Genomic DNA, 26,109 nt, shown 5'->3' with positions numbered 1-26,109 from the left:
TTCTGTTACCAATCTGGTACCCAACACGAACCGACGCGGGTAGTGACTGACTGTCCCGATCGGACCTGTCAGTCCGCGAGCAGCCCCGCTTCGTCGCGCACCACGCGCGAGCGGTTCGACGTGGCGTCCTTCTCGACGCGGACCACGTCGTCGGCGGCGTCCACGAGTTCGTCGTCGTGGCTCACCACGACGATCTGTTCGACGCCGAGCCGACGCATCGACTCGACGAGTTCCACGAGCTGGGAGACGTGGCCGGAGTCGAGGAAGACGGTGGGTTCGTCGAGGATGAGCGACGGCAGCGGCGCCTCCCCCTCGATACCCTCCGCGAGCAGCCGGTAGATGGCACACCGCAGGCTGAGGTTGAACAGCGCGCGCTCCCCGCCGGAGAGCTGGTCGGGTTCGAGCGCCTCGCCGTCCTTCTGGTACACCGTCAGCTCGTAGTCCCCGGAGAGTTCGATGCGCGCGTAGGAGTCGTTCTGGTAGACGAGTTCGAACGTCTCGTTGAGGAGGCGTTCGAGCTTCGTGACGTTCTGCTGGCGGAGTTCCGCGCGCAGGTCGCCGTACATCGCCTCCAGGTCGGACACCTCGTCGTGGAGGTCCTTGAGTTCCGTGTGGCGCTCGGCGACGGCCTCGCGCTGCTCGCGGAGCGCCTCCAGTTCCTCGATGGCGTTCTCCGCGGCGCCGATCTGTCCCTGTAGCTCGTCGCGGTCCTCGTACAGTTTCTCCAGCCGGGGCTCGACCTTCTCGAGGTAGTCCGCGGCGCGGTCCTTGTCGGCTCTCGCCTGCTCGATTCGGTCCTCGTCGAACTCGCTCTCGAGGGTGCGCTTGCGCTCCCGGAGGTCGTCGAGGCGCTCGCGGCGCTCCTCGTTGCGGTCGGCGAGGTCCGTACGCTTCTCTGCGAGGCGCTCGGCCTCCGTGCGGTGGTCCGCGGCGTCCGCGAGCACGTCCGCCAGGTCGCCGAGGCGCTCGACGCGCTCCTTCAGGTCGCTCTGGCGCGCGTTCAGGTCCGCGAGTTCCTCGCGTCTGTCGTCGGCCGCTTCGCGTTTCGCCTCGGCCTCTTCCCGGGCCGTCGCCGCCTCGTCGGCGAGTTCGTCGGCCTGCTCGCGCTTGGACTCGGCCGCCGAGCGCGCCTCGTCGACGGCCTCGGCGCGGTCCTCGCGGCGTTCGACGGCGAGTTCGCGGTTCTGCTCGTGGTCGCCGACGTCGCGTTCGCGCTCGACGAGCGCCTCGGCGCGCTCGATGCGAGCCTGGACGTCCTCGACGTCCTCGTCGACGGCGTCGAGTTCGGCCTCGAGGTCGGCGACGCGCTCGCGGTACTCCTCGACGCCGTCGACGTGCGGCGACCCGTCGACCGGCTGACCGCACTCCGGACACTTCCCCGCGTCCAGTAGCTCCTCGGCCTCCGCGACGCGGTCCCGCGCGGACTGCAGGTCGCCGCCGACGTCCTCGCGGCGCTCCCGCAGGTCCTCGAGGTCCGCTTCGAGCGACTCGAGGTGGCGCTCGGCTTCACCGAAGGCCACGGGCGCGTCCTCGAAGGCGGCTTTCGCGTCCTCGATGGACTCGTTCAGTTCCGCGATTCGTTCCTCGGCGTCCTCGCGCGCTTCCTCGGCCGCCTCCGCCTCCTCGTCCAATTCCGCGGCGTCCTCGCGGGCCGATTCCGCGCGCTCCTCGAGGTCGTCAGCGCGGTCCGCGGCGTTGTCCGCCTCGGTCTGGAGCTTCGACACCGCGGGCGCCACCTCGGATATCTGCTCGGTGACGGCCTCGCGCTCGTCGACGAGGTCGTCGCGTCTCGCTTCGACCGCCTCGACGTCGGCGTCCGCGAGGTCCGTCTCGGCGAGGAGTTCGGTGGCCTCGTCGTCCAGTTCGGCGGCGCGCTCGCGGTGCTCGGCCGTCTGCTCGGCGAGGTCCTCGCGGTCGGACTCGGTCTCCGCGATGGACTCACGGAGGTCCGAGATGGTCCCCGTGACGTCGTCGAGTTCCTCGCGTTTCTCCTCGAAGCGTTCGAGGACGTCCTCGGCGTCTTCGAGGGTCTCCCGGGCGCTGTCGCGCTGGTCCTCGTAGCGCTCGACGTCGTCGGTGACGTCCGCCAGTTCGGACTTCAGGCTGGCGAGCGTCTCGTGGGGGTCCTCGGCCTCCTTGGTCTCGATCTGCTCGTCCAGGCCCTGGAGTCTCCCCTCGACGGTGCTCTTGACGTCCTCGACGCCGAGTCTGGCGTCGCCGGCGCGCTGGCGGTAGTCCTCGAGTTTCCCGAGCTGGAGGAGGTCGTCGAGCATCGCCTGGCGGGTGCTCGCGGAGGCGTTGATGAGCTTGTTCACCTCGCCCTGGCGGACGTACGCGCAGTTGACGAACGCCTCCGCGTCCATCCGCAGGAGGTCGGTGACGTACGCCTCCACGTCCGTCACGCCGTCGATGCTCCCCGACGGCGTCTCGAGCGTACAGTCGGGCGTCGACGCGCGCTCGCCGGTGTTCCGGACGCGCCGGTAGATGTGGAAGTCGTCGCCCGCGTGCGTGAACCAGAGGTCGATCTCCGCCTCCTCGGCGCCGATGGTGACGATCTCCTCGAGGGTCTTGTCGAGGGCCGTCGCGCCGTACAGCGCGAAGAAGCAGGCCTCCAGCAGGCTCGACTTCCCGCTGCCGTTGAGCCCGTGGATGACAGTTACGCCGGGGTCGAGGTGGACGTCCGCGTCCTCGTAGCACTTGAAGTTCCGGAGGGAGACGCGGGTGAACCTCACTGGAACTCCTCCATGGTCGTCGCCTGCGCCTGTTCGCCCGGCTCTTCGGGCACTTCCGGTTCCTCGGCGTCTGTGGTCGTCCCTGCCGCCTCCTCGTCACCGTCCAGGACCGCTTCGACGCGCTCTCGCACGCGGTCGCGGACGTTCGAGTCAGCCAGTTCGAGGTCGCGGACCGCGTCGTCGACGTCGAGACCCGCCTCGCTGAGCCCCATCTCGCGGACGCGCTCCCTGACGGCGTTGTCGGGGTCGGCGAACGACACCTCCACGTCGGTCTCCGTCTCGACCTCCCGGCGGTCGTTGACGCGCGTGATCAGTGCGCCCTGCTCGTCGCCGAAGCGCTCGACCTCAGCGGGTGTCACCGTCTCGCCGTCGCCCTCCACGGTGACTACGACGACGGCGTCCTCGACGTCGTGCTCTCTCACTCGTTCGCGCACGTAGGCCGTGCCGTCCTCGGAGCCGAGGTCGACGTCCACGAAGACGAAGTCGCGGGTGTCCAGGCCCTTCCGGGAGATGGTCACCTCTCTGTCGAACTCGATGAGGTTGTAGCCGCGGGGGTCGCGCTCGCTCGCGCTGGCGCGCTCGGTGGACCCGCAGTAGGTGACCCAGGTGTCCTCGACCTGCGCGGTGTCGGCGGCGTGGTTGTCGCCGAGGAGCACCGCGTCGAAGTCGACGTTCGACTCGTCGAGCACCTCGTCGAGGTCCCAGTTGGCGTGTGCGAACGGCGTGAAGAGGCCGTGGGAGACGAGCGCGGTGTTGTCGGCGTCCGGTTCCTCGAACTCGTAGTCGAGGTCCGGACGTCTGGACTCGGGGACGTAGTCGAGGCCGTAGAAGACGGTGTCGCCGACCCGTCGGCCGGTCTCGTCGAGGCGTTCGGCCAGCCCCAGCGTCTCGAAGAGGTCGAGCCACTGGGCGTCGCGGGTCCCCTCGTGGTTGCCGACGATGGCGAGGAACGGGATGTCGTTCTCGCGGAGCGGTCGGAGGACGGAGATGGTACCGAGGATGTCCCGGAGGCCTGGCCGCCGGTCGTGGTAAAGGTCGCCCGCGTGGACGACGGCGTCGACGTCAGCTTCGACGGCGTCGTCGACGACCGACCGGAAGGCCTCGAGGAAGTCCTCGCGGCGCTCGGGGGAGTGGTACTGGCGGTACCCGAGATGTGTGTCCCCCGTGTGGATGACGCGAACCATTTGCTGTGAAGATGTAGCGGTACGTCGGATAAAGCTTCGGCGCTTCGGGCGACCGCAGACCGGCTCCGAGGAGTCGAGGCGGAGGACAGTACGCGCGGGAGCCACCGGACGGCGACAGACACAGCGAGACGGGACGGGCGTGGCGGGTGCGTCGTCGTCAGGCGAGCGGCGTCGTCGTCAGGCGAGCGTGTAGATGCGCTTGCGGGCGTCCGAGAAGGAGAAGCGGGACTCGACGACGTCCTGCTCTTCGAGACGGGTGAGCGCGTAGCGGACGGTGCGGGCCGGCAGCAGCGTCTCCTCGGCGAGTTGGCTCTGGGTGAGGGTGTCGTTGTACTCCAGGACCTTGGCGACGAGCTTCGCGCTCGGTGGCAGGTCTTCGAGAGCTTCGACCGTGTCGGCGTCGATTGCGGTGGCGCTCATACCCACCCCTACTGAATGCACTTAGATAATGGTTTCGCTATCGAAAATGCATTGCAGTAATTCGAGTGGTGGGAGAGTTCGACCACCCGAAGCCTCTTATGAACCAGCGCCTTACCGAATCGTGATGACCGAGACCGTTGAGGACGCCGAGTTGCCCTACGAGGAGAGCGCCTCGCAGCAGGAGAAGATCGAGGCGCTCGAGGAGCGGCTCTCGGACCTCGAAGACGAGAACGAGGAGATGCGGGACCGGCTCCTCGACGCCAACGCCGAGAACAACAAGTACCAGCAGAAGCTGGAACGGCTCACCCACGAGAACAAGAAGCTCAAGCAGTCGCCGCTGTTCGTCGCCACGGTCCAGGAACTCAACGACGACGGCGTCGTCATCAAGCAGCACGGCAACAACCAGGAAGCCCTCACCGAGGTCACCGATTCGCTCCGGGAGGACCTCGAGCCGGGCGCCCGCGTCGCGGTCAACAACTCGCTGTCCGTCGTCGAACGCCTCGACGACGAGGCCGACGTCCGCGCTCGCGTGATGGAGGTCGAGGAGTCCCCCGACGTCGGCTACGAGGACGTCGGCGGCCTCGACGAGCAGCTCCGTGAGGTCCGCGAGACGGTCGAACTCCCGATGCGCGACCCCGAACTGTTCGAGACTGTCGGTATCAACCCGCCGAGCGGCGTGCTGCTCCACGGCCCACCGGGTACCGGGAAGACGCTGATGGCGAAGGCCGTCGCCGCCCAGACCGACGCGACGTTCATCAAGATGGCCGGTAGCGAACTCGTCCACAAGTTCATCGGCGAGGGCGCGAAACTCGTCCGCGACATGTTCCAGGTCGCCCGCGACCACGAGCCGGCCGTCGTCTTCATCGACGAAATCGACGCCATCGCGTCCAAGCGCACGGACTCGAAGACCAGCGGTGACGCCGAGGTCCAGCGCACGATGATGCAGCTCCTCTCCGAGATGGACGGCTTCGACGAGCGCGGCGACATCCGCATCATCGCCGCCACCAACCGCTTCGACATGCTCGACCGCGCCATCCTCCGCCCGGGCCGCTTCGACCGCCTCATCGAGGTGCCGAACCCGAACGTCGAGGGCCGCGAGAAGATCTTCCGCATCCACACCCGCGAGATGAACGTCGCCGACGACGTCGACTTCGCCGAACTCGCGGCGGACACCGACGACCTCTCGGGCGCGGACGTGAAGGCCATCTGCACGGAGGCCGGCATGTTCGCCATCCGCGACGACCGCAAGCAGATCACGATGGCGGACTTCCGGAACGCCCGCGACAAACTCGAACAGGACTCCGAGGCGACGACCGCCGAGCCGTCCCGGACGTTCGCGTAATCCCCGCACCTCTACGGTCTCTTTCGGCCTTCCAGCGCCGCGGCTACCTTCTCGATGGGGTGGTGCGGCCGGCCCGCGTCCGCGCGATCCCCCAGTTGCGTCCGGCAGGACGTGCCCGGTGCGACGACGGTGTCGCTGTCGCTCGCTCCGAGCTTCTCGACGAGGTCGTCGGCGATGGCCTGCGAGAGGTCGTAGTGTTCGGCCTCGTAGCCGAAGCTCCCGGCCATCCCGCAGCACGTCGCGTCCACGGGGTCGACGGCGTACCCCGCCCGACGCAACACGCCGACCGCGTGGTGGTCCGTCCCGACGGCCTTCTGGTTGCAGTGGCCGTGGTAGGCGAGGGACTCCTCGCCCGCGGCGAACTCGAGGCGCTCGCCTACACGTTCGCGGTCGAGGTACTCCATGACGCCGAGTGTGGCGTCGGCGACGCGGTCGACCGTCTGCCCGTCGGCTCGCGAGTCGCTTCGCTCACCGCTCGCTGATTCCGAGGCGCCTGGCGCCTCGCCGAGCAGATCCCGGTACTCGTCCTGGACCATCACGGCATCTGCCGGTTCCACGAACACGGGTGTCCAGCCGGATTCGACGGCGGGAGCGAGCACGTCGACGGTGGCCCCGGCGCGCTCGCGGGCACGGTCGAGGAAGCCCAGCGAGTACGCCGGGCGGCCCGACGGTCGGGACTCGGCCACGTCGACGTGGACGTTCGCGGCCTCCAGCACGCGCACCGCCGCCTTCCCGACCTCGGGGTTGGTGAACTCGGTGAACGTGTCGGGGACGAGGAGGACGCGGTCCACGGGGTCCGTAGGTGGCTGGCTCGCCCGGGCGTCGAACCAGTCGGTGAACGTCGTGGCCCGGAACGTCGGGAGGTCGCGCTCTGGGGCGATGCCGAGCGTCCGGTCGGCGAGCCAGTCCGCTCCGGGGAGGTCGGTCGCCCAGTTCGAGAGCGGCGCGAGTCGACTCCCCCACGCGGAGAGCCGGTGGACGTCCGCGAACAGGCGCTCGCGCAGGCCGGAACCCTCGCGCTCGTGGTACTGGTGTTTCGCCTCGGCCTTCAGCTTCGCGAGGTCGACGCCCGTCGGACAGTCGCTCGCACAGCCCTTGCAGCCGACACAGAGGTCGAGCACCTCCTCCTGGAAGCGCTCGGTGTACAGTTCGTCCTCGGGGAGGTCCCCCGAGATGGCGGCCCGCAGGAGGTTCGCGCGCCCCCGCGTCGTCTCGATCTCGTCGCGGGACGCGCGGTAGGTCGGACACATCACGTCCGAGTCGGTCTGCCGGCACGTCCCGCAGCCGTTGCACAGTTCGACGAGGTGGCCGAACCCGCCGTCCTCGGAGAAGTCGAGCGTCGTCTGCGGCTCGACGGACTGGTAGTCGGGCCCGTAGCGGAGTCGTTCGCGGACGTCCGCTGGTTCGCCGTCGCGGAGGTGCCCGGGGTCGGGCACGTCGCCCTCGTCGCGGTAGACGACCTTCCCCGGGTTCAACAGCCAGTCCGGGTCGAACGCCGTCTTGAGGTCCTTGAACGCCGCCCAGAGGTCAGGGCCGTACATCTTCGGGTTGAACTCGGTGCGCGCGAGGCCGTCACCGTGCTCGCCGGAGAACGCGCCGCCGTGGTCGAGCACGAGGTCGGTGACGTCCTCGGTGATGGCGCGCATCGTCTCGACGCCGTCGCCATCCTTGAGGTTCAGAATCGGGCGGACGTGGAGGGTCCCGGCGCCGGCGTGCGCGAAGTACGCCGCCGACGTGCCGTGGTCGTCGAGCACCGCCTGGAACTCCCGGACGTAGTCGGCGAGTTCCGCGGGCGGGACGGAGGCGTCCTCGATGAACGGGTACGGCTTCGGGTCGCCCTCGAGGCTCATCAACAGGGGGATGGCGGCCTTCCTGAGTTTCCACAGGTCGGCCTGTGCGTCCGGGTCGAACGCCTCCAGCGCGTCGAAGGCGGCGCCGCCGTCGACGAATTCGCGGGTGGTCGCGTCGACGGCGACCCGGAGGTCGGCCTGCACTTCCGAGTCGAACTCGACCATCAGTGCGGCGGCGCAGTCCTCGGGTATCGGCTCTACGTAGGCGGCGTACTCCGCGGAGTCGGCCGCGAGGCGGAACACCTCCTCGTCCATCAGTTCGACCGCGCTCGGGTCGTGGTCGAGAGCGACCGGGACGGCCTCCATCGCGCTCACGAGGTCGGGGAAGCAGTACAGCGCCACCGCCGTCTCCTCCGGGACGGTGACGAGGTCGAGGGTGGCTTCCACGACGACTCCGAGGGTCCCCTCGGCGCCGACGACTAGTTTCGCGAGGTTGATCGCCCGCTCGCCGTCGTCGGTCTCGTAGACGACTTTCTGGAGGTTGTACCCGGAGACGCAGCGTTTCAGTTCGGGGTAGCGCTCGGCTATCTCCGCGGCGTTCTCCTCGACGAGGCGGCGGACCGTCCGGTAGACGTCGGCCTCGCGGTCGTCCTTCGCGACGATGGCGTCCCACTCCGGCGAGTCGAGGACGACCTCTCGGGCGTGGAGGCGCGAGCCGTCGGCGAGCACCACGTCGAGTTCCTCGACGTAGGCGTCCGTGATGCCGTAGCGGACGGAGTGGGCGCCCGTGGAGTTGTTCCCGATGCCGCCGCCGATGGTCGCGCGGTTCGACGACGCCGGGTCGGGCGCGAACTTGAGGCCGTGGTCGGCGAGGCGGGCGTCCAGGTGGTCCTGTACGACCCCGGGCTGGACGGTCGCCCGCTGCGATTCGGGGTCCACGTCGACGACGTCGTCCATGTACTTGCTCGTGTCCACTACCACGCAGCCTTCGCCGACGGCCTGCCCGGCGAGCGACGACCCGGCCCCCCGCGGGAGCACCGGCACGTCGTGATCGGCGGCGACGCGGACTGCTCGCTGGACGTCCGCGGCGTGCCTCGGGAGCACGACGCCCGCGGGCCGCGCGCTGTAGATGCTGCCGTCCGTCGCGTACAGCACCTGGGCGTACTCGTCGAATCGTACCTCGCCGTCCACGGCGCGCCGGAGTTCCGCGGCGAGGTCCGCGTACGCCGCCGCGTCCGGGTGGGCGTGCCCGCGAGCGTCCCGGAACGCCCCGTAGTCGCTGAGGTCGGTGTCGTCCGTGGCCACAACCTGTTGTGCTACGCGCTCCTGATTGTTAATGTCTGCCAAACCAGGAGTGGGGAGGGGCGTCTGGCGGTACGTAGCGGTGGAGTCGAGTTTCGGGAATTGGTAGGCGGTGTAGAACGGTCGGTCGACACGGGAGCTAGTTGACCAGGTAAGTGTACTCGAACGCCCCGGACTCGTTGACTGCGACACCGCTCTCCAGGAGTCCCGGCTTGAGGGTGACGTTCCGCTCGAAGGCGGCGCCGTCCATCGTCGCCACGACGTGGTAGGTCGTCCCCTGTCCAGTGAGGTTCGTGACGGGTCGTTGGGTTCCGGGGGCTATCGTGACGGTGTCGTTGTAGACCGCCTCTGACCCGTTACTGACGACGAGGTGTACGGTATGGCTCTCGTCGTCCTCGTTCTCCAGCGAGAACGGGACGCGGTCCGCCTGCGGAACCGTCGTCTGGACCGTCGTCGGCGTCGCCGTGGTTGTACTCGATGGGGTCGTGGTGGTCGTCGCCGTCTGGCCGCCGGTCGTACACCCTGCGAGGGCGAGGAGGGCCGTGACAGCGAGCACTTGGAGGGCCTGCCGCGACATTCACGTCAGTATGCCTGCAGGAGCGGTATATGTCTTCAGGCTCCGACGGCGTGTACTCACAGACGTACTGTCCAACGAGTCCAGCCCATCGAACGCGGAGGAGCTGCGGTTACAGGAACCGGAAGATGCCGTAGGGCACGAGGAACAGCAGGACTGTCATCACCAGCAGGATGAGGCCGTAGCTGAGGAACGTGGCGAGTGCCGTCGACCAGGACGGGTGGTCGAACTCGTCGCGGGCAGCGCTCATGGTGGAACGTTCCGGGCGACGGACGTAAACGTTGTCATCGTGTGGGTCGCGGTCAGTCCACGATGTCGCCGATACGGCGCGGTTCGCCCGACAGCGACGGGTTCTTCTCGACCAGTTTGAGCACCTCGTGGTCGGTGACGTCGTGGTAGTTCTTCTGGGTCGCGTCCTCGATGAGTTCCTTCTCCATGTGGAACTCCGTTCCGTCGTAGACGACGTCGACGCCGTCGTCCTCGAACGAGAGGGTCGTCATGCCGTACGCTATCGGGCGGGTGGACAAAAGTCCGCCGTCCGCGGGGCGGGCCGGCGTCTGACGGCCGGCTTGCGTTCTCGCGGGGTTTATTGCCGTGCGGAAACTCGGGGCGCGTGTGCTCGGCACGAACCCGATCGACGAACTCGTCGTCCCCGACGGTACCACCGTCGAGGAACACGACCTGGTCACCGACGGCGACGTACTCGTCGGCGGTCAGTCGGCGGTGGAACTCGGGGTTCGCGGCCGGAACGTCGTCGCGGGCGAACGCGTCTCCGTCGACGGCGACATCGAGGCGGAGGCCGACTGCCGACTCGACATGTGGTGCGAGGTCGACGGCAACGTCCTCGCGGGCCAGGACGCCTACCTCGGCGAGCGAGCCCACATCACGGGCCGCCTCGTCGTCGGCGGCGACCTGGACATCGGCGACGACGTGGACATCGAGGAGGGGTTCGAGGCCTCGGGCTGGATCGTCATCCGCAACCCGATGCCGACGATCACGTTCTTCGTGATGTACCTCACCCACCTGCTCCGACTCGGCGAGGAGGAGCAGGCCCAAGAGCTGGTCGACGAACTCGCCACGGACGGCGACCTCGACCCACTGCGCATCCCCCGCTCGGCGAGCGTCTCCGACGACGCCTGGCGCGTCTCGACGCCCGCCACCATCGGCGACGACTGCCGGCTCCACGGCAACATCCGCGCCACCGCCATCGACGTCGGCCGCGACAACAACATCTTCGGCAGCCTGCGCGCCCAGGACGAGGTGGTCGTCGGCCCCGGGACGAAGATCCACGGCGACGTGACCACCCGCGACGGCGACGTCACCGTCGAGGACGACGCCGTCGTCCTCGGCGACGTCTCCGGCCGCGACGTCGAGATCCACGAGGACGCCGAAGTGGACGGCGTCATCCGCGCGACCGGCGAGATGCGACTCGGCAGCGGCGCCGACCGCGACCCCGAATAGTTTAGTTCGTTCTGCACGCAGTTCCGGCCATGTCCGACTCGCCCTCCAGCGACGTGCACGGCACAGAGACCAGGCCGACGACCCCGGAGACGCCGCTGTTCGTCGGACTGACGCTGTGGCGGGAGAGTGTCGTCGCCGCCGTCGGCCTCCTCTCGCTACTCACTGGCGCCCACGGCTGGACGACCGTCCTCGGCGGCGCGCTGAGTGGCTGGGGGTACACGCCCCTGAACCTCCTCCTCGACCTCGGGTGGGTCGTCCTCGGCGTCTACCTGCTCGTGGGGGCCGCAGGTAGTGCGGCCCGGCGACTCGCTCGCGCCTGAGAACCGCGGCGTCAGTCGTCGACGCCCGTGGCGTCACCCAGGCCGTCGTCCAGTCGGCTGCTGTCCACGTCCTCGTCGTCGACCGCCTCGTCGAGCGGGTCCTCCAGTTCCCCCATCACCGCCTCGAAGGCGTCCGTCGCGGTCAACAGCCCGACCACGTTCCCCGCCGAGAAGACGAGCGCGAGCTCCTGGTGTTCGACCTGGAACTGGTCGACGGCGTCGCTGACCGTCGCGTCGGCGGTGACCGTCATCGGTGGCGCCGCGAGTGCTTCGAGGTCCATCTCGCCGGCGCGGATGTCGTCGAGGTGCTCGATAACGGACGGAACGTAGACGACGCCCTCCAGCTCCTCGGGGTCCTCGCCGACCAGCGGGTAGCGGGTGTGGTGTGTCGACTCGAGGACGTCCACGTTCTCCTCTATGGAGGCGGCCGTCGAGAGGAAGACGACGTTGTCGACGTCGACCATCACCTCGTCGACGGTCGTGGTGCCCGCCTCCAGCGCGCCGAGGACCTCGTTGAGGCGCTCCTGGCTGAGTTCGCCCTCCTCGAGGACGTCCTCAACGCGGCTGCGGAGCTGGGCGCGCGTCTCGATGACGTCCTCCTCGGTCTCCAGCCACGCGCCCGTCATCTCGACGCCGAACAGCGCCAGGGTCCCCTTCGCGACGTAGTCGCCGAGCGTGATGAGCGGCGAGATGGCCACGTTGAACCAGTACAGCGGCGTCGCGCCGTACCTGCAGACCAGCCGCGACCGCTCGACGCCGAGGTACGTCGGCGTCTGCTCGCCGTGCGTCAGGTGGACGAGGTTGATGATGAAGAAGGCGACGAGCGCACCGGCGCCGACCGACGCGAGCCACGTCTCCGCGAAGAACGGTTCGAACAGCGCGGCCAGCGCGGGTTCCGCGACGATGCCGACCGCGATGCTCGACGCCGTGATGCCGACCTGGCACGTCGTCAGGTAGATCTCGAGGTTGTTGGTCATCTCCCAGGCGCGCTCCAGCGCCGGGTTCCCACCGACGAAATCCGACTCGGTGAACTGCCTGGCGCGCGTCAACGCGAACTCGATGGCGACGAAGAACCCGTTCGCCAGGATGAGGCCGACACCTGCGAGCAGCCGCGCGGCTACCTCGATGGTGTTCATCGTCTGTACGTTGACACAGTGGCTGGAAACTTCTTTTGGCGATTCCGGGCAGGCGAGAGCCGTCCAACCGAAAGCCATTCTTCCGCGGTGGCGCTACCCTTCGGTATGCTCTCGATCGCGCTCGCCGGGAAACCCAACGCCGGCAAGTCCACGTTCTACACCGCGGCGACGCGCTCGGAGGTGGACGTCGCGAACTACCCGTTCACCACCATCGACCCGAACCGCGGCGTCACCCACGTCCGCACGGAGTGTCCGTGTCTCACTCGCGAGGAGCGCTGCGGGCACGAACACTGCCACGACGGGAAACGCTACGTGCCCGTCGAACTGCTGGACGTGGCGGGGCTCGTGCCGGGTGCCCACGAGGGCCGTGGCCTCGGCAACCAGTTCCTCGACGAACTCACGAACGCGGACGTCATCGTGAACGTCGTGGACGCCGCGGGCGCGACGAACGCGGAGGGCGAACCCGTCGAACCGGGCAGCCACGACCCGGTCGAGGACATCGACTTCGTGGAGACGGAGATGGACCTCTGGCTGGCGGGCATCGTCGAGGACAACTGGGAGTCCGTCGAGCGCCAGTCGCGCTCACCCGGCTTCGACATCGAGGAGGCCGTCACGGAGCTGATGACGGGGTTCGGCGCGAGCGAGCACGAGGTGGCGGCCGTCCTGCGAGAGTTCGACTACCCCGACGACCCGATGCAGTGGACGGACGAGGACCGCGAGACGCTGGCCCGCGGCGTCCGCGAGCGCACGAAACCCATCGTCGTCGTGGCGAACAAGATAGACATCGCACCCCCGGAGCACGTCGAGAAGTTGCTGAACCTCGACAAGCCCGTGATTCCGGCGACCGCGCAGGGCGAACTCGCGCTGCGCCGTGGCGCCGACGCGGGCGTCGTCGACTACGACCCCGGCGACGAGAGCTTCGAGATCACTGGTGACGTGAGCGACGAGCAGCGCGAGACCCTGGAGACGCTCCGCGACACGATGGTCGAGTACGGCGGAACCGGCGTCCAGCAGGGTCTCGACTACGCGGTGTACGACCTGCTCGGGATGGTGACCGCGTACCCCGTCCAGGACCAGTCGAAGTGGACCGACGGGAAGGGGAACGTCCTGCCGGACGCGTTCCTCCTCGAGTCCGGGTCGACGCCAGTGGACCTCGCGTACGCGGTCCACACGGACATCGGCGACGGCTACCTCCACGCGGTGAACGCGAAGACGAAGCGGGAGGTCGGCGAGAGCTACGAACTCGAGGAGGGCGACGTGGTGAAGATCGTCTCGACGGCGAAGTAGGCGAACCGCCCCGTGGTTCCGGGCGCGATTGCTGTATTCAGCGAAGCGTGAGAAACTGGAACCGCCGAACCCCGGGGAGTGTTAACAAGGTTATATACACGCGCTGCCTAAGGAGCGTATATATGGATAATAAAAGTGGAACAGATATCAAATCTGTTGGTATCCCCAGCAGTCCTCCTCGGGCGACGCGCCGAGCGGTACTCGCAGCCGGTGGCGCCGTCGCACTCGGGAGCCTCGCCGGCTGTACGGCGCTCGATGGACTGTTGGACCGCGCCGGCAGCGAGGCCGTCGGGACCACGGAGGCATCGCCAGCCGCCTTCTACGACGGGTCTGCGGGTTCCGATTCCGTCGGTGGCGGAGGCGGGAGGATTGCGCTCCACCGGAGTGACCCAGTGGACGTCCGCTACGTACCGCCGACCCTCCGGGCCGCCTCGCGAGAGATCGAAATCGACGGCTGGAGCACCAGCGCGCCCACGAAGGCCCAGGACTACAACTCCTCGCGATCGAACAAACCGAGTTCTCTCTGGTGGCCAGGCCCCGACGACGAGGATTCCGACGACGACGGTATCGGCACTCTCGTGACGGTTCTCGACGTCGAGCGGTCGCTGTTGGTCTACGCCGACGCCGCCATCGGGGCGGTGGACGACCGGTCGCCCGACGACGCGAAGGCGCCCCTCGACGCGTTCATCAACGCGACGACGAAGGTCCGGAGCGAACTCGAAGGCTGTCCCTCGGACACCTGCACCACCGTCTACGAGAACGCCGACAAACGGGCGGGACTCGCCGGGGACGCTAGCGACGCCGTCGACGCGGGCGAGTGGGACAGCGCGAGGCGCTCGCTCCAGGAGGCCCGCCGCATCGTCCAGGGCGACATCGAGCGTATCCACGACGACCTCGACAGCGACGACGACGGAATCCTGGATGGCACGGAATCGCTCTACGGCTACCTCGACGGGGAGCCGACGATTGGCGAACGATTCGTCGTCAGCCTCCCCGACGCTCGCGTGCGGGGCGGCGGACCCGCGCTGGCCGAGGAACTCACGCCCGAGCGCGTGCTCACGTACTTCATCGGCGAACGGGACGCCGAACGCTGTGGCGAGAGCGACCGGGACGTCGCGATCCACCGGGACCTCGCGTGCCGGAATCTCCTGACTGCGACGCTCGAAGTCGGTTACGCCGTCGGGTCACTCCTCCGTGGCATCGACAAGAAGGACATCCGGCGGGGCATGTCCCCTCGCAGCGTCGCCCCCTTCGGAACCTCGGGCGGTGTCGTCGTCACGGGCGCGACGCCAGCGGCCGAGGTCGCGGCGCCGATGCTGCGCGTCTCGAGCCAGTGCTGCACGACGCCGACGCTCTGCTGTGACTTCCTCGAATCCTGGGGCGAGGAGACCACCTCCGGGGAGGCCGCCGTGTCCGAGACGTTCGTCGTCCCCGTGGCGGCGACGCCGTCGGACAGTCCGCTCCCGGTGCCTGCGCTGTTCTACGTCGGGCGGATCCGCCACGACGACCAGCTGCTCTACGTCGGCGGCTGGCAGATCGACGACGGTGCCCTCTACGCGGACAGCGCGACGCTCCTCACAGCCGACGGCCCGAACGTCGTCGCCGGGGTTACGCGCTCTGACGTCGAGGAGAGCGGTGTCGACCTCCAGTCCCGCGTCGCCGGGCGGAAGAAGCCCGGACGGACGACGTACGCGAACATAACACTCAGCGCGCCGTACGACCCGAATGCGGACTACCTGCCTCCCGGTGCACATTCGGTGTGTCGGGACGACGGGGAGCTCTGGTGCTGGGGCGTCCAGTCCCGGGAGGCGCTCGCCAGGCACGACACTGGCAACTGTCCGCGTAACGACGAGCGCGACGCCCCCGCGTGGTCGGTCGTGACGGCGCTCGATGCGCCAGTCCTCCACCTCGCGGGGGCTGCCAGCGCCTCGAACGACGTGAAGTTCAAAGCAGGGGCGAAGCTGTCGAAAGCGGTCAACTGAACAGTACCGGTTCCGCGACGGCGATACTCACCGTGACATCGTCTCCAGTCAGACTCGATACTTCTTCCGTGCTGACCCCACTCTCCGTGATCAGCACGCGCTCCTCACATCCCTCGGGTGGATTTCCACTCGAAGTCGTGCGACGCTCACCTGCATCGACCGGCTGGTTCACCCCCCGTCTCTGCACAGCGGAACCGTGTTGGTGGTTCTGCTACTCCTCCGCGTCCGGTTCCGTCCCGGACTCGCTGGTGAGCAGGTCGCGGGCGGCGTCCTCGGACATCTCCTCGCGGTCCTCGCCGACGAACGCGTCGACCTGCCAGTCGTCGTCCGGCACTTCCGCCTCGACTTCGAGTTCCAGCACCGACCTCTCGCCAAGGACGCTCGCGACGCCGACCATCGTGCTCGCGGGGTAGTGTGGCGCCTCGAAGAACTCCGCGCGCACCTCGTGGATCGTCCCCTGGGCGGCTCCGTCGAGGCTGTCGGCCTCCACGTACCAGCGCGTCGTCACCACGTCGTCGAACGTGCCGCCGACGTCCGAGAGTACGCGCCCCACGAAGTCCAGTACCTCCCTGGCCTGTGCCTCCAGTCCGGACGCCTCGGACGTGACCCCAGAGAGGCTGACGCGGGTGTAGTCGGCGTGCTCGGTGGCGACGCCGACGGAGTGGACGGCGTGGTCGAGTTCCTCGGAGTCGACGGTGCCGGCGCCGGGACCGAGCAGAATCTTGCGCATGGGTGAGGTTGCCGACGTGTGCCGAAAAGCCTTCGCCGGTCAGCGGGCCACGAAGACGCCGACGTCCTTCGTCACGCGGAGCGCGTCGTCGCCGATTCGCTCGCGGAACACCCGCGCCAGTTCGTGGGCGTCCGACGGGTCGAATCCCGGCAGCGAGAGCACGTAGGCGATCAGCGGTTCGGGCGCGGTGACCGCGAGTTCGTCGTCGAAGCGCCGCCGTTCCACGTCGTCGAAGACTGCGCGCAACTGGTCGCCGCCGTTCTCCAGGGAGAACCCCAGCGGTCCCGGCAGGTCCCCGTACTCGCTCGCGACGTCGAACAGTTCCGCGAGGTTCGCCTCGCCGTTCGTCGAGGCGTAGCAGACGCCGCCGGGTCGCAGGACGCGGCGGATCTCCGCGAGGGCGGTCTCCCTGTCCGCGTCGTCGAGGTGGTAGAGGACGTGGTGGGCGGTGACGGCGTCGAAGGAGTCGTCGGGGTAGGGGACGTCGCGGGCGTCCACGATATCGAAGTGGAACTCCCGGTCGACGTCCTCCAGGGCCTCCATCGCGTCGAACATCATCCCCTGGGAGGCGTCGGTGACGGTGACGTCCCAGCCCGCCGGGATGCGGTCGGCGTTCGTCGCCCAGAGGACGCCCTGCCCGGCACCCAGCGAGAGCACGTCGGCCGTCTCGGGGAGGTCGAACTGGTCGAACAGCCACTCGTGGAGGGACCGGTCGGCCGTCGAGAAGCGGGCGTGTAACACCTGTCGGGCGGCGAGGTTCGACCCGTCCTCGTACTGCTCGTCGAGGACGCCGTCGTCCAGCCAGTCGGTCATGACGGGAGCGTGGAACCACACTCCCTTGAGCGCACCGTCTACGGGTCGTCGGCGCGAGCACTCAGGCGAGCGGCCGGAACCAGACGGCCGCGACGAGCACCGCGAGGAAGACGTAACAGCCGCGGACGAGCAGCATCGTGGCGATCTCGGGGTCGGCCCGGGCGGCGAACGCGGCGACGGCACCGAACGCCCCCACGGCGGCGACGGCGCTCGGCGGGAAGACGGCAAGCGCGACGAACGCGACGACGCCGACCATCGCGACACCCATCAGTCCGAACGCGACCCGGCGAGCGGGGGCCTTCCCGAGCACCACCGCGACCGTCCGCTTCTCGATGGAGCGGTCGTAGTCGTAGTCCTGGGAGTCGTCGACGACCTTCACGCCAGCCAGCAGGACGAGCAGGACCGACGCGAACGCGACCGGTCGGAGCGCGAGCGCTCCGGTCTGGACGTAGTAGCCTCCGAGCAGCGAGAGCGCGATGCCCAGCGGGTAGCCCGTCGTTGTCGTGACCGGGTTGGTGTCTAGCTGGGGGGCGTGGTGGTAGGCGATGAGCCAGGGTGGCAGGACCAGAGCGAGAGCGCCCGGGCCGACGAGCCACCACAGCGCCGCCGCGCACGCGAAGAAGGCCGCGCTGGCCGCGCGGATGGCGGTGAGACAGCCGTGTTCCGTGAGCGGGTGGTCGTCGTCCTCGCCGCGCACGTGGAAGTCCACCAGGCCGTCCTTGACGTGGGCCGTGTACACCGCGAAGAACATCGCGGCGAGGTGGACGGACGCCAGGTCGAGGGAGAACTCGCCGGCGAGCACCGCACCGAACGCCGACGCCGCGAGCGGTGGGAGCATGAACACGGGGTGGACCTGGGAGGCGAGCGCGGCGGCGTCGTCGCGCCACCCCCCGCCGTGCCGTGCGAGGTGCATACGTGTAGCATTGGGCTGGCGACCAGATAACTGTCAGGGGCGCGTCCGGTCCCGGTGTGGGCGCCGCCTCGCCTGGACCGACGACTCCGTCTCCCGAAATTGCGTCAGTAGAGAAGTATCGCCCTAACCCTCGAATTCGCCGTCTGCGGCGGTGGCAGTTCGTTCGTCGTCGGGTTACTGGACTGCCGCCGTCGCCTCGCGCATCGCGTCGAGGGCGTCACGGATCTCGGCCATGTCCGTCGCGTAGGAGATGCGGACGGACCCCTCGCCCTCCTCGCCGAACGCACTGCCGGGGACGACGACGACGCCGCGGTCGAGCACCTCGTCGACCCACCCCTCTGGAACCTTCGGCATCGCGTAGAACGCACCGTGAGGCGTCGGCACCTCCAGGCCCATCTCCTCCAGACCCTCCAGAAGGACGTCGCGGCGCTCCTGGAACGACGCGACCATCTCGTCGACGACGCCCTGCGGACCGGAGAGCGCGGCTTCGGCGGCGTACTGGGCCGGCGCGCTGGCGCAGGCCTGGACGTACTGGTGGACGCGCAGCATCCGCTCGGCACGGCGCTCGCTGGCGGCGATCCAGCCGAGTCGCCACCCCGTCATCGAGTACGTCTTCGAGCAGGCGTTGACGACGACGACGTTGTCGGTCTCCGCGAACTCCATCGGCGAGCGGTGTTCGCCCTCGAAGACGATGTGCTCGTACACCTCGTCGCTGATGCAGAGCACGTCGTGTTCGTCCGCGATGCGCGCGAACTCCCGCATGTCGTCGGGCGTCTGGACCGCGCCAGTCGGGTTCGAGGGGCTGTTCACGACGAACGCCGCCGTGTCGTCGGTGATGCGCTCCTCGACCGTCTCGGGGTCGAGCGTCAGGTCGTCGCGGAGCGGGAGGCCCACCGGTTCGCCGCCCGCGATGCGGGTGAGCGCGTCGTAGGAGACGAAGCCGGGGTCCGGGAACAGTACTTCCTCCCCCGGGTCGACGTGGGCTTCGAGCGCGATGTGGAGCGCTTCGCTCCCGCCCGCGGTGGCGATGACGCCCTCCGGCGCGACGTCGACACCCTGGTCCCGCGCGTGCTTCTCGACGATGGCGTCGACGAGTTCGGGCGTCCCGCGGTTCGACGTGTAGCCGTCGGCCTTCCCGGACTCGATTGCGTCTACGGCCGCCTGCCGCGCGTGCTCGGGCGTCGGGAAGTCCGGTTGTCCCAGACCGAGGTTGATTGCGTCCTCGCCGGCCGCCTCGAACACTTCACGGATGCCACTGATGGAGACCTGCTCTACCCGCGCCGAGAACTCTGACATACCAGAACGGGCAACGCGGGTCCTGATAACTCTTGGCGAACCGGGCCGAGCAGAACGAGTTAGAAAGGACGAGCATCCGCGACCCGAGCGGTCCGAAGGACCCGGAAGGGTCGCGGTTCACCGCGCGAGTGAGCGGAGCGAACGAGCGCGGGACGTTTTTAGCGTAGCTTTTTGCGAGGAGCGGTCGCCTCCGGCGACCCGACGAGTAAAAAGGTACTATTGGAACATCCGCATCGGCTGGGCCTGCGTGGACTCCTCCTCGCTGGCTTCCTGCATGCGCTGGGCGAACTGCTCTTTCTGCTCGCGGATCTCCTCGGCGTGCTCGACGAGGTCGTCGGTGGAGACGTCTACGTCGGCGAGCGGTTCGATGGCGTCCTGGATGAGGTGTTTGGCGGCGGCGGGGTCGGGGAACCGCGGGTCGGATTCGACGACGAGGCAGACGGCGTCAAGGTCGTACTCGCCGGCGCGGTTGACGAGCGCGCCCGTGGGACCGCCGACGATGCCGCGCTCGGGGGGCGTCCCGATGTCGAGGTCGTCGAGGCGGGCGGCGGCGTCGCCGGTGGCGATGCCGAAGACCTCGGGGACGTCGCCCATCTCGTGGTTCTTGACGGGGAGGCCGCTGAGGTAGAGGGGCGTGACGTCGTTGTCCTGCAGCCACGTCGTGATGCACTCCGCGAAGTCGTCGCCGCCGCGGGAGATGGGGACGTCGCTCTGGAGCGCGAGGACGTCCTGGGACTCGTTCGCGTAGATGCGGACCGGCGGGAGGACGTCCCGGGCGTCTTCGTCGTAGATGGTGACCTGCGGAACGCTGCCGCAGTCGACGCTGGCGACGTAGGTCATGTCGAGGGTGTCGACGAGGTGGTCGGTTGCGATCTTGCCGACGAGGCCGACGCCGGGGAGGCCCTCCACGAGCGTCGGGGAGTCGAGGTCCAGTTCGGACTTGACGCGGACTCGAGCCATGGTCGTCAGTTAGCGCGGCCGTCGCATAAAGCCGAGGCAGACGCGCGTGGCGACAGGTCCCGCTCGTGGACGGACGCCGGGAGCGCAAACCACTAACCACCGTCCTGCCTACCGGGGAGCAATGGACGCGCTCTCCCGGTACGAGCCGATCATCGACGACTTCGACGCGTTCCTCGACGCCTGCGAGCGCCCGCTGCCGACGACGGTCCGCGTGAACCCCATCAAGGCGACGACCGACCGCGTGGTGGAGGCGCTCGCCGCGGCAGGCGTCGGCGTAGAGCGCCGCGACTGGCACCCCGGGGTCCTCGAACTGGACACCGACAAACCCGGGAACACGTGGCCGTACGTCCACGGCTGGATGCACGGCCAGGAGGAGGTGTCCTCGGTCCCACCGGCGGTCCTCGACCCCCAGCCAGGCGACGTGGTCTGGGACTCGTGTGCGGCGCCAGGCGGCAAGACCGCCCAGCTCGCCTCCGAGATCGACGACCGGGGGCTCGTGGTGGCCAACGACGACAACCTCGGACGCCTCTCCGCGCTCCGCGGGAACTGCGACCGCCTCGGCGTCACGTCCGCGGCGGTGACGAACGGGGACGCCCGGCGAACGACACTCGACGCGTTCCCGAACGTGGACGCTTTCGACGCCGCGCTCGTGGACGCGCCCTGTACCTGCGAGGGGACGATCCGGAAGAACGCGGACGCCCTGGAGAGCGCGGGCGCGTCGGCCAGCCGGAACCTCGGGCGGCTCCAGTCGGACATCCTCGAACGCGCCGTCGAACTCACCCGCGCGGGCGGCAGCGTCGTCTACTCGACGTGTACGTTCGCGCCCGAGGAGAACGAGGCCGTCGTGGACGCCGTCCTCGACGCGACCGACTGCCGACTCGTCGACTTCGACACCGGCCTCGAGTCGGTGCCGGGACTCACCGTGTGGGACGGCGAGTCCTACGACGAGTCGCTGACGAAGACGCGGCGCTACTACCCGCACCACAACGACACGGGCGGGTTCTTCGCCGCGAAACTGGAGGTGACCGCATGAGGTCGAACAACGGCCGGCAGTTCGACCGACTGCCCGAGACGGGCGAGGACCGCGACGTCGAGGGGCGGCCGACCCGGCAGGCCGTCGTGGACTGGTGGGTGCAGCGCTTCGGCGTCCCCGAGGACACGTTCGAGGGGTACACGCTCTGGGAGAAGGGCAAGGGGAAGGTGTGGGGGCTGCCCTACGACCTGGACGGCCCTGTGCCCGTGGAAGCACTCGGCCTGAAGCTGCTCCGGACGCGCCAGGAGCACTGGAAGCCGACGACGGACGCCGTCCAGCGCTTCGGCCGCCACGCCACGAAGAACGTCCTCGAACTCGACGAGGAGCGCGCGAAGCGGTTCGCCGCGGGCGAGGACCTCGAAATCGAGTGGGACGGTGACTGGGGCTACCTCGTCGTCGCCCACGAACTCGCGGGCGGCGTCGAACCCATCGGCGTCGGCCTGTTCACGCACGGCGAACTGAAGTCGATGGTGCCGAAGGGCAAGCAGCGCGAGCTGTAACACGCCCTGGCGAGCGACTCACTTCTCGCGGAGCGTGCCGCCGCCGAGTCCCTCCCACTCGACGCGGTAACCCAAACGGGAGAGCACCGCGCTCGCGTCCTCGATGCCGTACTCGTCGAGGGTGGCTTCGGCGTCCTCGCGGGAGAGCCCGGCCGCCAGTTCGGCGGCGACGGCGTCCAGTACCTCGGGCCGGACGAGCGTCCGACCGACGCGCTCGTGCTCCGGGAACGACTTCGCCTCGACCGCTGCCTCGCTGACGCCGTGGGTGGCGGCGAGGTCCGCGAGCGTCACGACGTCGCCGTCGGGAGCGAGTTCGTCCGGGATGTCGTCGGCGTTCGCGGCCACGAGGTCGGCTTCGAGGTCCCGGAGTGCGTCAACGACGTCCTTGACGCGGACGGAGCCGGTGTACTCGACGACCCGGTGGTCGCTGGCCGCGACCTCCTCGCCGACGCCGAGGCTCGCGTCGACGGCGACCAGCAGCGTCTCGTCGGTCTCCTCGAGTTGCGAGAGCTTCTTCTCGACGTACTCCGGCGTCCAGAACCCCATGATCTCGAAGTAGACGCGAGCGTCGCCGTAGTCGTACTCGAAGGCGAAGTCCGGCACCATCAGGCGGTCGCCCGCCGCGAGCACGTCCGGTTCGCGGACGAGCGTCCAGTCGAGGTCCAGTGAGTCGAAGCGCGTCGCGAACTCGCGCTCGACGCCGCTGTCGAAGGACACCTCCGCGACGGGGTCGGCGTCCGGCACCGAGAGGTCCGCGTCGGTGAGCACGAGCAGGCGCTCGGTGCCGCGGTCGTCGACGGTGGCCTCGACGCGCCACTCATCGGCCGTCGCGACGGCGCGGAGGACGCGGGCGAACCGCGTGCCGTACCGCCGGGTGTTGCGGAACAGCGCGTCCGGGCCGGTGAGGACGACCTCTCGGCCGTCCTCAGTCGGGATTATCTCGTACAGCAGGCCGAGGCGTTTGACCGCCGAGACGAGCGAGCGCGGGTCCGTCGACTCGACACGCACTTCGGTCGCGTCGAACAGCGCGGTCTGTGCCAGGGAGAGGTTGTACTGGGCGAGGAGTTCCGCGGGCGACCAGCGCGGCGCGACCTCCACGAGCACCTCGCGGGTCTCCCGGTCGGCGTACAGCGAGTCGGCGAGGTCGGCGGTCGTGACGTCGCCCGGGAAGCGCTCTGCGGCCGCGGCGAGCGCGGTCTCGCGCTCGTCGGCGGTGACGACCCCGATGTCCTCGGCGGCGGTGAAGGCGGCGCGGCGCGCGCTCTCGGGGTCGACGGGAGCCTCGACCGCGAACGTGGCGTCGCGCTCGACGAGGTGGGCCAAGCCCCGCACGAGTTTGAAGTCCTCGGCGTCGGCCTCGAGGGCCGCGAGCGCCTCGCGGAGGACGCCCCGCTCCTCCCCGACGTGTCCCTGGAACGTCCCGAGGACGCGGGCCGCGAGCGCCTCGCTGTCGGCACTCGCGAACTGCGGCTGGTAGCCGCCGCCCGCGCGGGACACGCGGAGGAGGTCTTTCGTGAGCACGGCGCCGGCTACGCTCGCCGCCCACAAAAGGATGCAGAAGATACTTGCCGACACGCCGGAACCGAGGGGTATGAAGCGGCGGACTCTGCTCGGACGCACGGCAGCCGCCGGCGTCACCCTCGCGGTCGCGGGCTGTCTGCGCCGGGGCCGCGACGAGAACGTCCTCGTAGTCTCGGACTCGAACTTCGAGGAGGGCGAGGACGGCTCGCTCGTCTACGTGGTCACGGTCTCGAACCCGAGTAGCCGTGACGCGTCGGGCACGGTGTACATCAACAGCGACCTGAACGGCGACGCGTCGACGATGGTGCGGCAGGTGTCCCTCGACGCCAACTCCTCGCAGGTGTTCCGCATCACGTACGACGTCCAGTTCTCGGACGTCTCGAACTTCAACCCGAGCGTGAGCATCGAGGAGGACTAGCGGCGGCGGTCGGCGACGCGCTCCTCGGCGGTGTCCGCGCTCACGAGTTCGTACAGCAGCGCACGGCCGCCGTCGTCTTTCGGCCGGAGCACGCGCCCGAGACGCTGGGTGAACTCCCGTTCGCTCCCGCTGCCCGCGAACACCACCGCGACGTTCGCGTCGGGCACGTCGACGCCCTCGTCGAGGACGTTCGCGGTCACGACACGCGAGTACGTCCCGTCTCTGAACTTCTCGAGGATCTCCCGGCGTTCGGGCGCGCTCGTCTCGTGGGTGATAGCGGGGAGGAGGAACTGCTCGGAGAGCCGGTAGACGAGGTCCGTCGACGCCGTGAACACGATGACCCGGTCGCGGCGGTGCCGGTCGAGGATGTCCTGGAGTTCCGCGACCTTGGCGTCGCTCTCCCGGACGATGCGGCGGGCGCGCTGCTTCGCGAGCAGCGCCTCCCGCGCCCGGGGGTCGGTGCCCGAGCGCTTGACGAGTTCCTGGTAGTCGCTGCCCGAGCGCAACTGGACGCTCGACCGCTGGAGGTAGTCTGTGAACGTGCCCTGGGCGTCCTCGTAGCGCTCGCGCTCCGAGTCGGTGAGCGGCACCTCGATGCGCTTCACGTCGTAGGCCGCGAGGTGGTCGCCCGCAAGATCGTCCACGGAGATGCGGTAGACGGCGTCGCCGACGAGGTCCGCGATGACGACGTGGGCGTTGTCGGGGCGCTCGAACGTCGCGGTGAGCCCCATGCGGGCGGGTGCGACTAGCATGCGGGCGATGTCGCGGAACCCCTCCCCGCCGAGGTGGTGGACCTCGTCGAAGACGACGAGCGCGAACCGGTCGCCCAGGTCGTCCGCGCGGAGGTACGCCGAGTCGTACGTGGCGACCGTCACCGGGCCGACGGTCTGCTCGCCGCCGCCGAGCTGGCCGATGTCGCAGTCGAACTCGCCGGCGAGTTCGCGCTTCCACTGGACGAGCAGGTCGATGGTCGGGACGACGACGAGCGCACTCCGGCCGACCGCCTCGATGGCCTTCAGGCCGATGACCGTCTTCCCCGAGCCGGTGGGGAGTTCCAGCACCCCGCGCCGACCGTTGGCCTGCCAGGCGTCGAGCGCGTCGCGCTGGTAGTCCCGGAGTTCGTAGGCTGACGCGACGTCGAGCGGGTCCGCGGCGAGCGCGTCGTCCTCGAACGGGATGTCGCGGTGGTCGAGGTAGTCGCGGACGTCGGCGTAGCGGAAGGCCGGCGCGCGACCCGTCCCCGTGCGTTCGTCGTACTCGACCCCCGGGAGGGCTTCGACGTCCGGGAGGTCGTCGTCCTCGGAAGCCTCCGGCTTCTGATGGGGTGCATCGGACGCTTGTGGCGTCTGGTGAACGCCGTTGCTCTCGACACGGAGCGTCCCGTCCTCGAACGCCAGCCGCACTGTCACGGCCGGCCGTACGGAGCGAGGCGTAATTAGTCGTCGGACTGGGCGGCGCTCAGTGCGACGGCGAACACGACGCCCAGTCCGAGTCCGACCGCCAGCGCGAGCGCGACACTCTCCGCGGCGACGAACATCGCGACGGCGACCCCGAGTCCGAGGACGAGCCCAGAGACGACCCCGGTCTGCGTGAGTTCGAATTCGTCTGCCACGCGGCCACGGACGCGGTTCTGACCGATAGCTGTTCTGGCCGTCGGCGCCGTCCCGAAATCCGTAAATCCGCGCGTCCGCTTTCCCCGGGTATGAGCAACGACGCCGAGCAGGCCGCCGAGGGGGCGGACGACGAGGACGGCGAGGCGGGACCGACGCTGGCTGCCCGCGTCCGCGAGCACGACGACGACCTCGGCGACGAGGTGGCACAACTGGAGTCCCGTGTCGCGGACCTCGAGGCGGAGCTGGCGGACGCCGAGGCGGAGGTCGAGGACCTCACCGAGCGCCTCCAGACCAAGCAGGCGGACTTCCAGAACTACAAGCAGCGCGCGAAGCGCCGCCAGGACGAGATCCGCGAGCGCGCCACGGAGGACCTCGTCGAACGCCTGCTGGACGTGCGCGACAACCTCGACCGGGCCCTCGACGAGGACAGCGGCGACGCCGACGGTCTCCGCGAGGGTGTGGAGCTGACCCGCAACGAGTTCGACCGCGTGCTGGACTCGGAGGGCGTCAGTGAGATCGCGCCGGAACCGGGCGACGACGTGGACGCCGCGCGCCACGAAGTGATGATGCGCGTCGACGCGGAGCCGCCGGAGGGGACCGTCGCGGATCTCTACCGTCCGGGCTACGAGATGGGCGGGAAAGTGTTGCGTACTGCGCAGGTCACGGTCAGCGACGGCAGCGGCGACGAGTGAGGACCACCGACCGCAGGACGGCGTGGCGGTGGCCCACTGGTTCATCATAAATCCGCCGGCTAGGTCGCCGAGATATCCCGGAAACCGCAC

25 protein-coding genes are annotated in these 26,109 nt (G+C 69.0%); 9 read left to right on the top strand and 16 right to left on the bottom strand.

The features are described 5' to 3' along the window. Positions 1 to 68: 68 nt before the first annotated feature. The 3 genes from rad50 to LT965_RS12520 all read right to left on the bottom strand — a co-directional run bounded on the left by rad50 (position 69) and on the right by LT965_RS12520 (position 4,336). A complete protein-coding gene (gene rad50, locus LT965_RS12530; RefSeq protein ID WP_232701142.1) occupies positions 69 to 2,732 on the bottom strand; it encodes a DNA double-strand break repair ATPase Rad50 in 2,664 nt (887 codons plus the stop codon). Further along, the gene (mre11, locus tag LT965_RS12525; protein ID WP_232701141.1) at positions 2,729 to 3,916 is read right to left on the bottom strand and encodes a DNA double-strand break repair protein Mre11; all 1,188 of its coding nucleotides are present in this window, start codon (positions 3,914 to 3,916) and stop codon (positions 2,729 to 2,731) included. Before mre11 ends, rad50 begins: the two co-directional genes overlap by 4 nt. A gap of 177 nt (positions 3,917 to 4,093) precedes the next feature. Beyond that, positions 4,094 to 4,336 carry a MarR family transcriptional regulator gene (locus tag LT965_RS12520; RefSeq protein ID WP_232701140.1) on the bottom strand — a complete coding sequence of 81 codons (243 nt, stop codon included), beginning with the start codon at positions 4,334 to 4,336 and terminating at the stop codon, positions 4,094 to 4,096. A gap of 124 nt (positions 4,337 to 4,460) precedes the next feature. Here LT965_RS12520 and pan1 point away from each other — a divergent pair, with 124 nt between their 5' ends. Then, positions 4,461 to 5,678 (top strand): proteasome-activating nucleotidase Pan1, encoded by a 1,218-nt coding sequence (pan1, locus tag LT965_RS12515; protein ID WP_232701139.1) that lies wholly within the window; start codon positions 4,461 to 4,463, stop codon positions 5,676 to 5,678. Positions 5,679 to 5,689: 11 nt separating this feature from the next. Here the strand turns inward: pan1 and LT965_RS12510 are convergent, their stop codons facing one another. From LT965_RS12510 to LT965_RS12495, 4 genes are all read right to left on the bottom strand, one after another. Continuing rightward, positions 5,690 to 8,773, bottom strand: coding sequence for an FAD-binding and (Fe-S)-binding domain-containing protein (locus LT965_RS12510; RefSeq protein WP_232701138.1), 3,084 nt, complete (start codon positions 8,771 to 8,773; stop codon positions 5,690 to 5,692). A gap of 136 nt (positions 8,774 to 8,909) precedes the next feature. Further along, complete coding sequence (locus LT965_RS12505; RefSeq protein ID WP_232701137.1) at positions 8,910 to 9,347, bottom strand: Ig-like domain-containing protein; 438 nt, start codon at positions 9,345 to 9,347, stop codon at positions 8,910 to 8,912. 109 nt (positions 9,348 to 9,456) lie between these two features. Then, positions 9,457 to 9,594 carry a hypothetical protein gene (locus tag LT965_RS12500; protein ID WP_232701136.1) on the bottom strand — a complete coding sequence of 46 codons (138 nt, stop codon included), beginning with the start codon at positions 9,592 to 9,594 and terminating at the stop codon, positions 9,457 to 9,459. A gap of 52 nt (positions 9,595 to 9,646) precedes the next feature. Next, positions 9,647 to 9,844 (bottom strand): DUF5800 family protein, encoded by a 198-nt coding sequence (locus LT965_RS12495; RefSeq protein ID WP_009761985.1) that lies wholly within the window; start codon positions 9,842 to 9,844, stop codon positions 9,647 to 9,649. A gap of 115 nt (positions 9,845 to 9,959) precedes the next feature. On the opposite strand from LT965_RS12495, the gene LT965_RS12490 reads away from it, so the two are divergent. Further along, positions 9,960 to 10,805, top strand: a complete 846-nt coding sequence (locus LT965_RS12490; RefSeq protein WP_232701135.1) for a polymer-forming cytoskeletal protein — start codon at positions 9,960 to 9,962, stop codon at positions 10,803 to 10,805. Positions 10,806 to 10,834: 29 nt separating this feature from the next. Continuing rightward, positions 10,835 to 11,125 carry a hypothetical protein gene (locus tag LT965_RS12485; RefSeq protein WP_232701134.1) on the top strand — a complete coding sequence of 97 codons (291 nt, stop codon included), beginning with the start codon at positions 10,835 to 10,837 and terminating at the stop codon, positions 11,123 to 11,125. A gap of 11 nt (positions 11,126 to 11,136) precedes the next feature. Here the strand turns inward: LT965_RS12485 and LT965_RS12480 are convergent, their stop codons facing one another. After that, on the bottom strand, positions 11,137 to 12,261 hold the full coding sequence (locus tag LT965_RS12480; RefSeq protein ID WP_232701133.1) for a CNNM domain-containing protein: 1,125 nt from the start codon (positions 12,259 to 12,261) through the stop codon (positions 11,137 to 11,139). Between the two features lie 105 nt (positions 12,262 to 12,366). Between LT965_RS12480 and LT965_RS12475 the strand changes: the two genes are divergently transcribed. Together LT965_RS12475 and LT965_RS12470 are read left to right on the top strand one after the other, a co-directional pair. After that, the gene (locus LT965_RS12475; RefSeq protein ID WP_232701132.1) at positions 12,367 to 13,548 is read left to right on the top strand and encodes a redox-regulated ATPase YchF; all 1,182 of its coding nucleotides are present in this window, start codon (positions 12,367 to 12,369) and stop codon (positions 13,546 to 13,548) included. A gap of 392 nt (positions 13,549 to 13,940) precedes the next feature. Continuing rightward, complete coding sequence (locus LT965_RS12470; protein WP_232701131.1) at positions 13,941 to 15,530, top strand: hypothetical protein; 1,590 nt, start codon at positions 13,941 to 13,943, stop codon at positions 15,528 to 15,530. Between the two features lie 211 nt (positions 15,531 to 15,741). Here LT965_RS12470 and LT965_RS12465 read toward each other — a convergent pair whose 3' ends face one another. The 5 genes from LT965_RS12465 to LT965_RS12445 all read right to left on the bottom strand — a co-directional run bounded on the left by LT965_RS12465 (position 15,742) and on the right by LT965_RS12445 (position 20,242). After that, entirely contained in the window at positions 15,742 to 16,260 is a 519-nt protein-coding gene (locus tag LT965_RS12465; RefSeq protein WP_232701130.1) for a RidA family protein, read from the bottom strand. Between the two features lie 39 nt (positions 16,261 to 16,299). Further along, positions 16,300 to 17,073, bottom strand: coding sequence for a class I SAM-dependent methyltransferase (locus LT965_RS12460; protein ID WP_232701129.1), 774 nt, complete (start codon positions 17,071 to 17,073; stop codon positions 16,300 to 16,302). 61 nt (positions 17,074 to 17,134) lie between these two features. Then, on the bottom strand, positions 17,135 to 17,986 hold the full coding sequence (locus LT965_RS12455) for a UbiA family prenyltransferase (protein WP_232701128.1): 852 nt from the start codon (positions 17,984 to 17,986) through the stop codon (positions 17,135 to 17,137). Positions 17,987 to 18,160: 174 nt separating this feature from the next. Continuing rightward, positions 18,161 to 19,282, bottom strand: coding sequence for a pyridoxal phosphate-dependent aminotransferase (locus LT965_RS12450; protein ID WP_232701127.1), 1,122 nt, complete (start codon positions 19,280 to 19,282; stop codon positions 18,161 to 18,163). 216 nt (positions 19,283 to 19,498) lie between these two features. Next, positions 19,499 to 20,242: a proteasome assembly chaperone family protein gene (locus LT965_RS12445; RefSeq protein ID WP_232701126.1), complete on the bottom strand. Its 744-nt coding sequence runs from the start codon at positions 20,240 to 20,242 to the stop codon at positions 19,499 to 19,501. Between the two features lie 121 nt (positions 20,243 to 20,363). Here LT965_RS12445 and LT965_RS12440 point away from each other — a divergent pair, with 121 nt between their 5' ends. Continuing rightward, positions 20,364 to 21,275 carry an RsmB/NOP family class I SAM-dependent RNA methyltransferase gene (locus LT965_RS12440; RefSeq protein WP_232701125.1) on the top strand — a complete coding sequence of 304 codons (912 nt, stop codon included), beginning with the start codon at positions 20,364 to 20,366 and terminating at the stop codon, positions 21,273 to 21,275. Next, positions 21,272 to 21,775 (top strand): DUF7122 family protein, encoded by a 504-nt coding sequence (locus LT965_RS12435; RefSeq protein WP_232701124.1) that lies wholly within the window; start codon positions 21,272 to 21,274, stop codon positions 21,773 to 21,775. Before LT965_RS12440 ends, LT965_RS12435 begins: the two co-directional genes overlap by 4 nt. An 18-nt stretch (positions 21,776 to 21,793) precedes the next feature. On the opposite strand, the gene LT965_RS12430 is transcribed toward LT965_RS12435, so the two are convergent. Continuing rightward, positions 21,794 to 23,296: a DUF790 family protein gene (locus tag LT965_RS12430; protein ID WP_232701123.1), complete on the bottom strand. Its 1,503-nt coding sequence runs from the start codon at positions 23,294 to 23,296 to the stop codon at positions 21,794 to 21,796. Between the two features lie 70 nt (positions 23,297 to 23,366). Here LT965_RS12430 and LT965_RS12425 point away from each other — a divergent pair, with 70 nt between their 5' ends. Then, positions 23,367 to 23,714 (top strand): hypothetical protein, encoded by a 348-nt coding sequence (locus tag LT965_RS12425; RefSeq protein WP_232701122.1) that lies wholly within the window; start codon positions 23,367 to 23,369, stop codon positions 23,712 to 23,714. Here LT965_RS12425 and LT965_RS12420 read toward each other — a convergent pair. Both LT965_RS12420 and LT965_RS12415 read right to left on the bottom strand, forming a co-directional pair. Further along, positions 23,711 to 25,123, bottom strand: a complete 1,413-nt coding sequence (locus tag LT965_RS12420) for a DEAD/DEAH box helicase (RefSeq protein ID WP_232701121.1) — start codon at positions 25,121 to 25,123, stop codon at positions 23,711 to 23,713. The genes LT965_RS12425 and LT965_RS12420 overlap by 4 nt on opposite strands. Positions 25,124 to 25,149: 26 nt before the next feature. Continuing rightward, on the bottom strand, positions 25,150 to 25,326 hold the full coding sequence (locus tag LT965_RS12415) for a hypothetical protein (protein ID WP_232701120.1): 177 nt from the start codon (positions 25,324 to 25,326) through the stop codon (positions 25,150 to 25,152). A gap of 90 nt (positions 25,327 to 25,416) precedes the next feature. Between LT965_RS12415 and LT965_RS12410 the strand changes: the two genes are divergently transcribed. Further along, positions 25,417 to 26,019, top strand: coding sequence for a nucleotide exchange factor GrpE (locus LT965_RS12410; protein ID WP_232701119.1), 603 nt, complete (start codon positions 25,417 to 25,419; stop codon positions 26,017 to 26,019). Positions 26,020 to 26,109: the final 90 nt, after the last annotated feature.

It is taken from the genome of Halobacterium wangiae (assembly GCF_021249345.1).
Lineage (GTDB): Archaea > Halobacteriota > Halobacteria > Halobacteriales > Halobacteriaceae > Halobacterium > Halobacterium wangiae.
The sequence above is the reverse complement of the archived record's forward strand: the minus strand, read 5'-3'. Positions and strand labels throughout refer to the sequence as shown.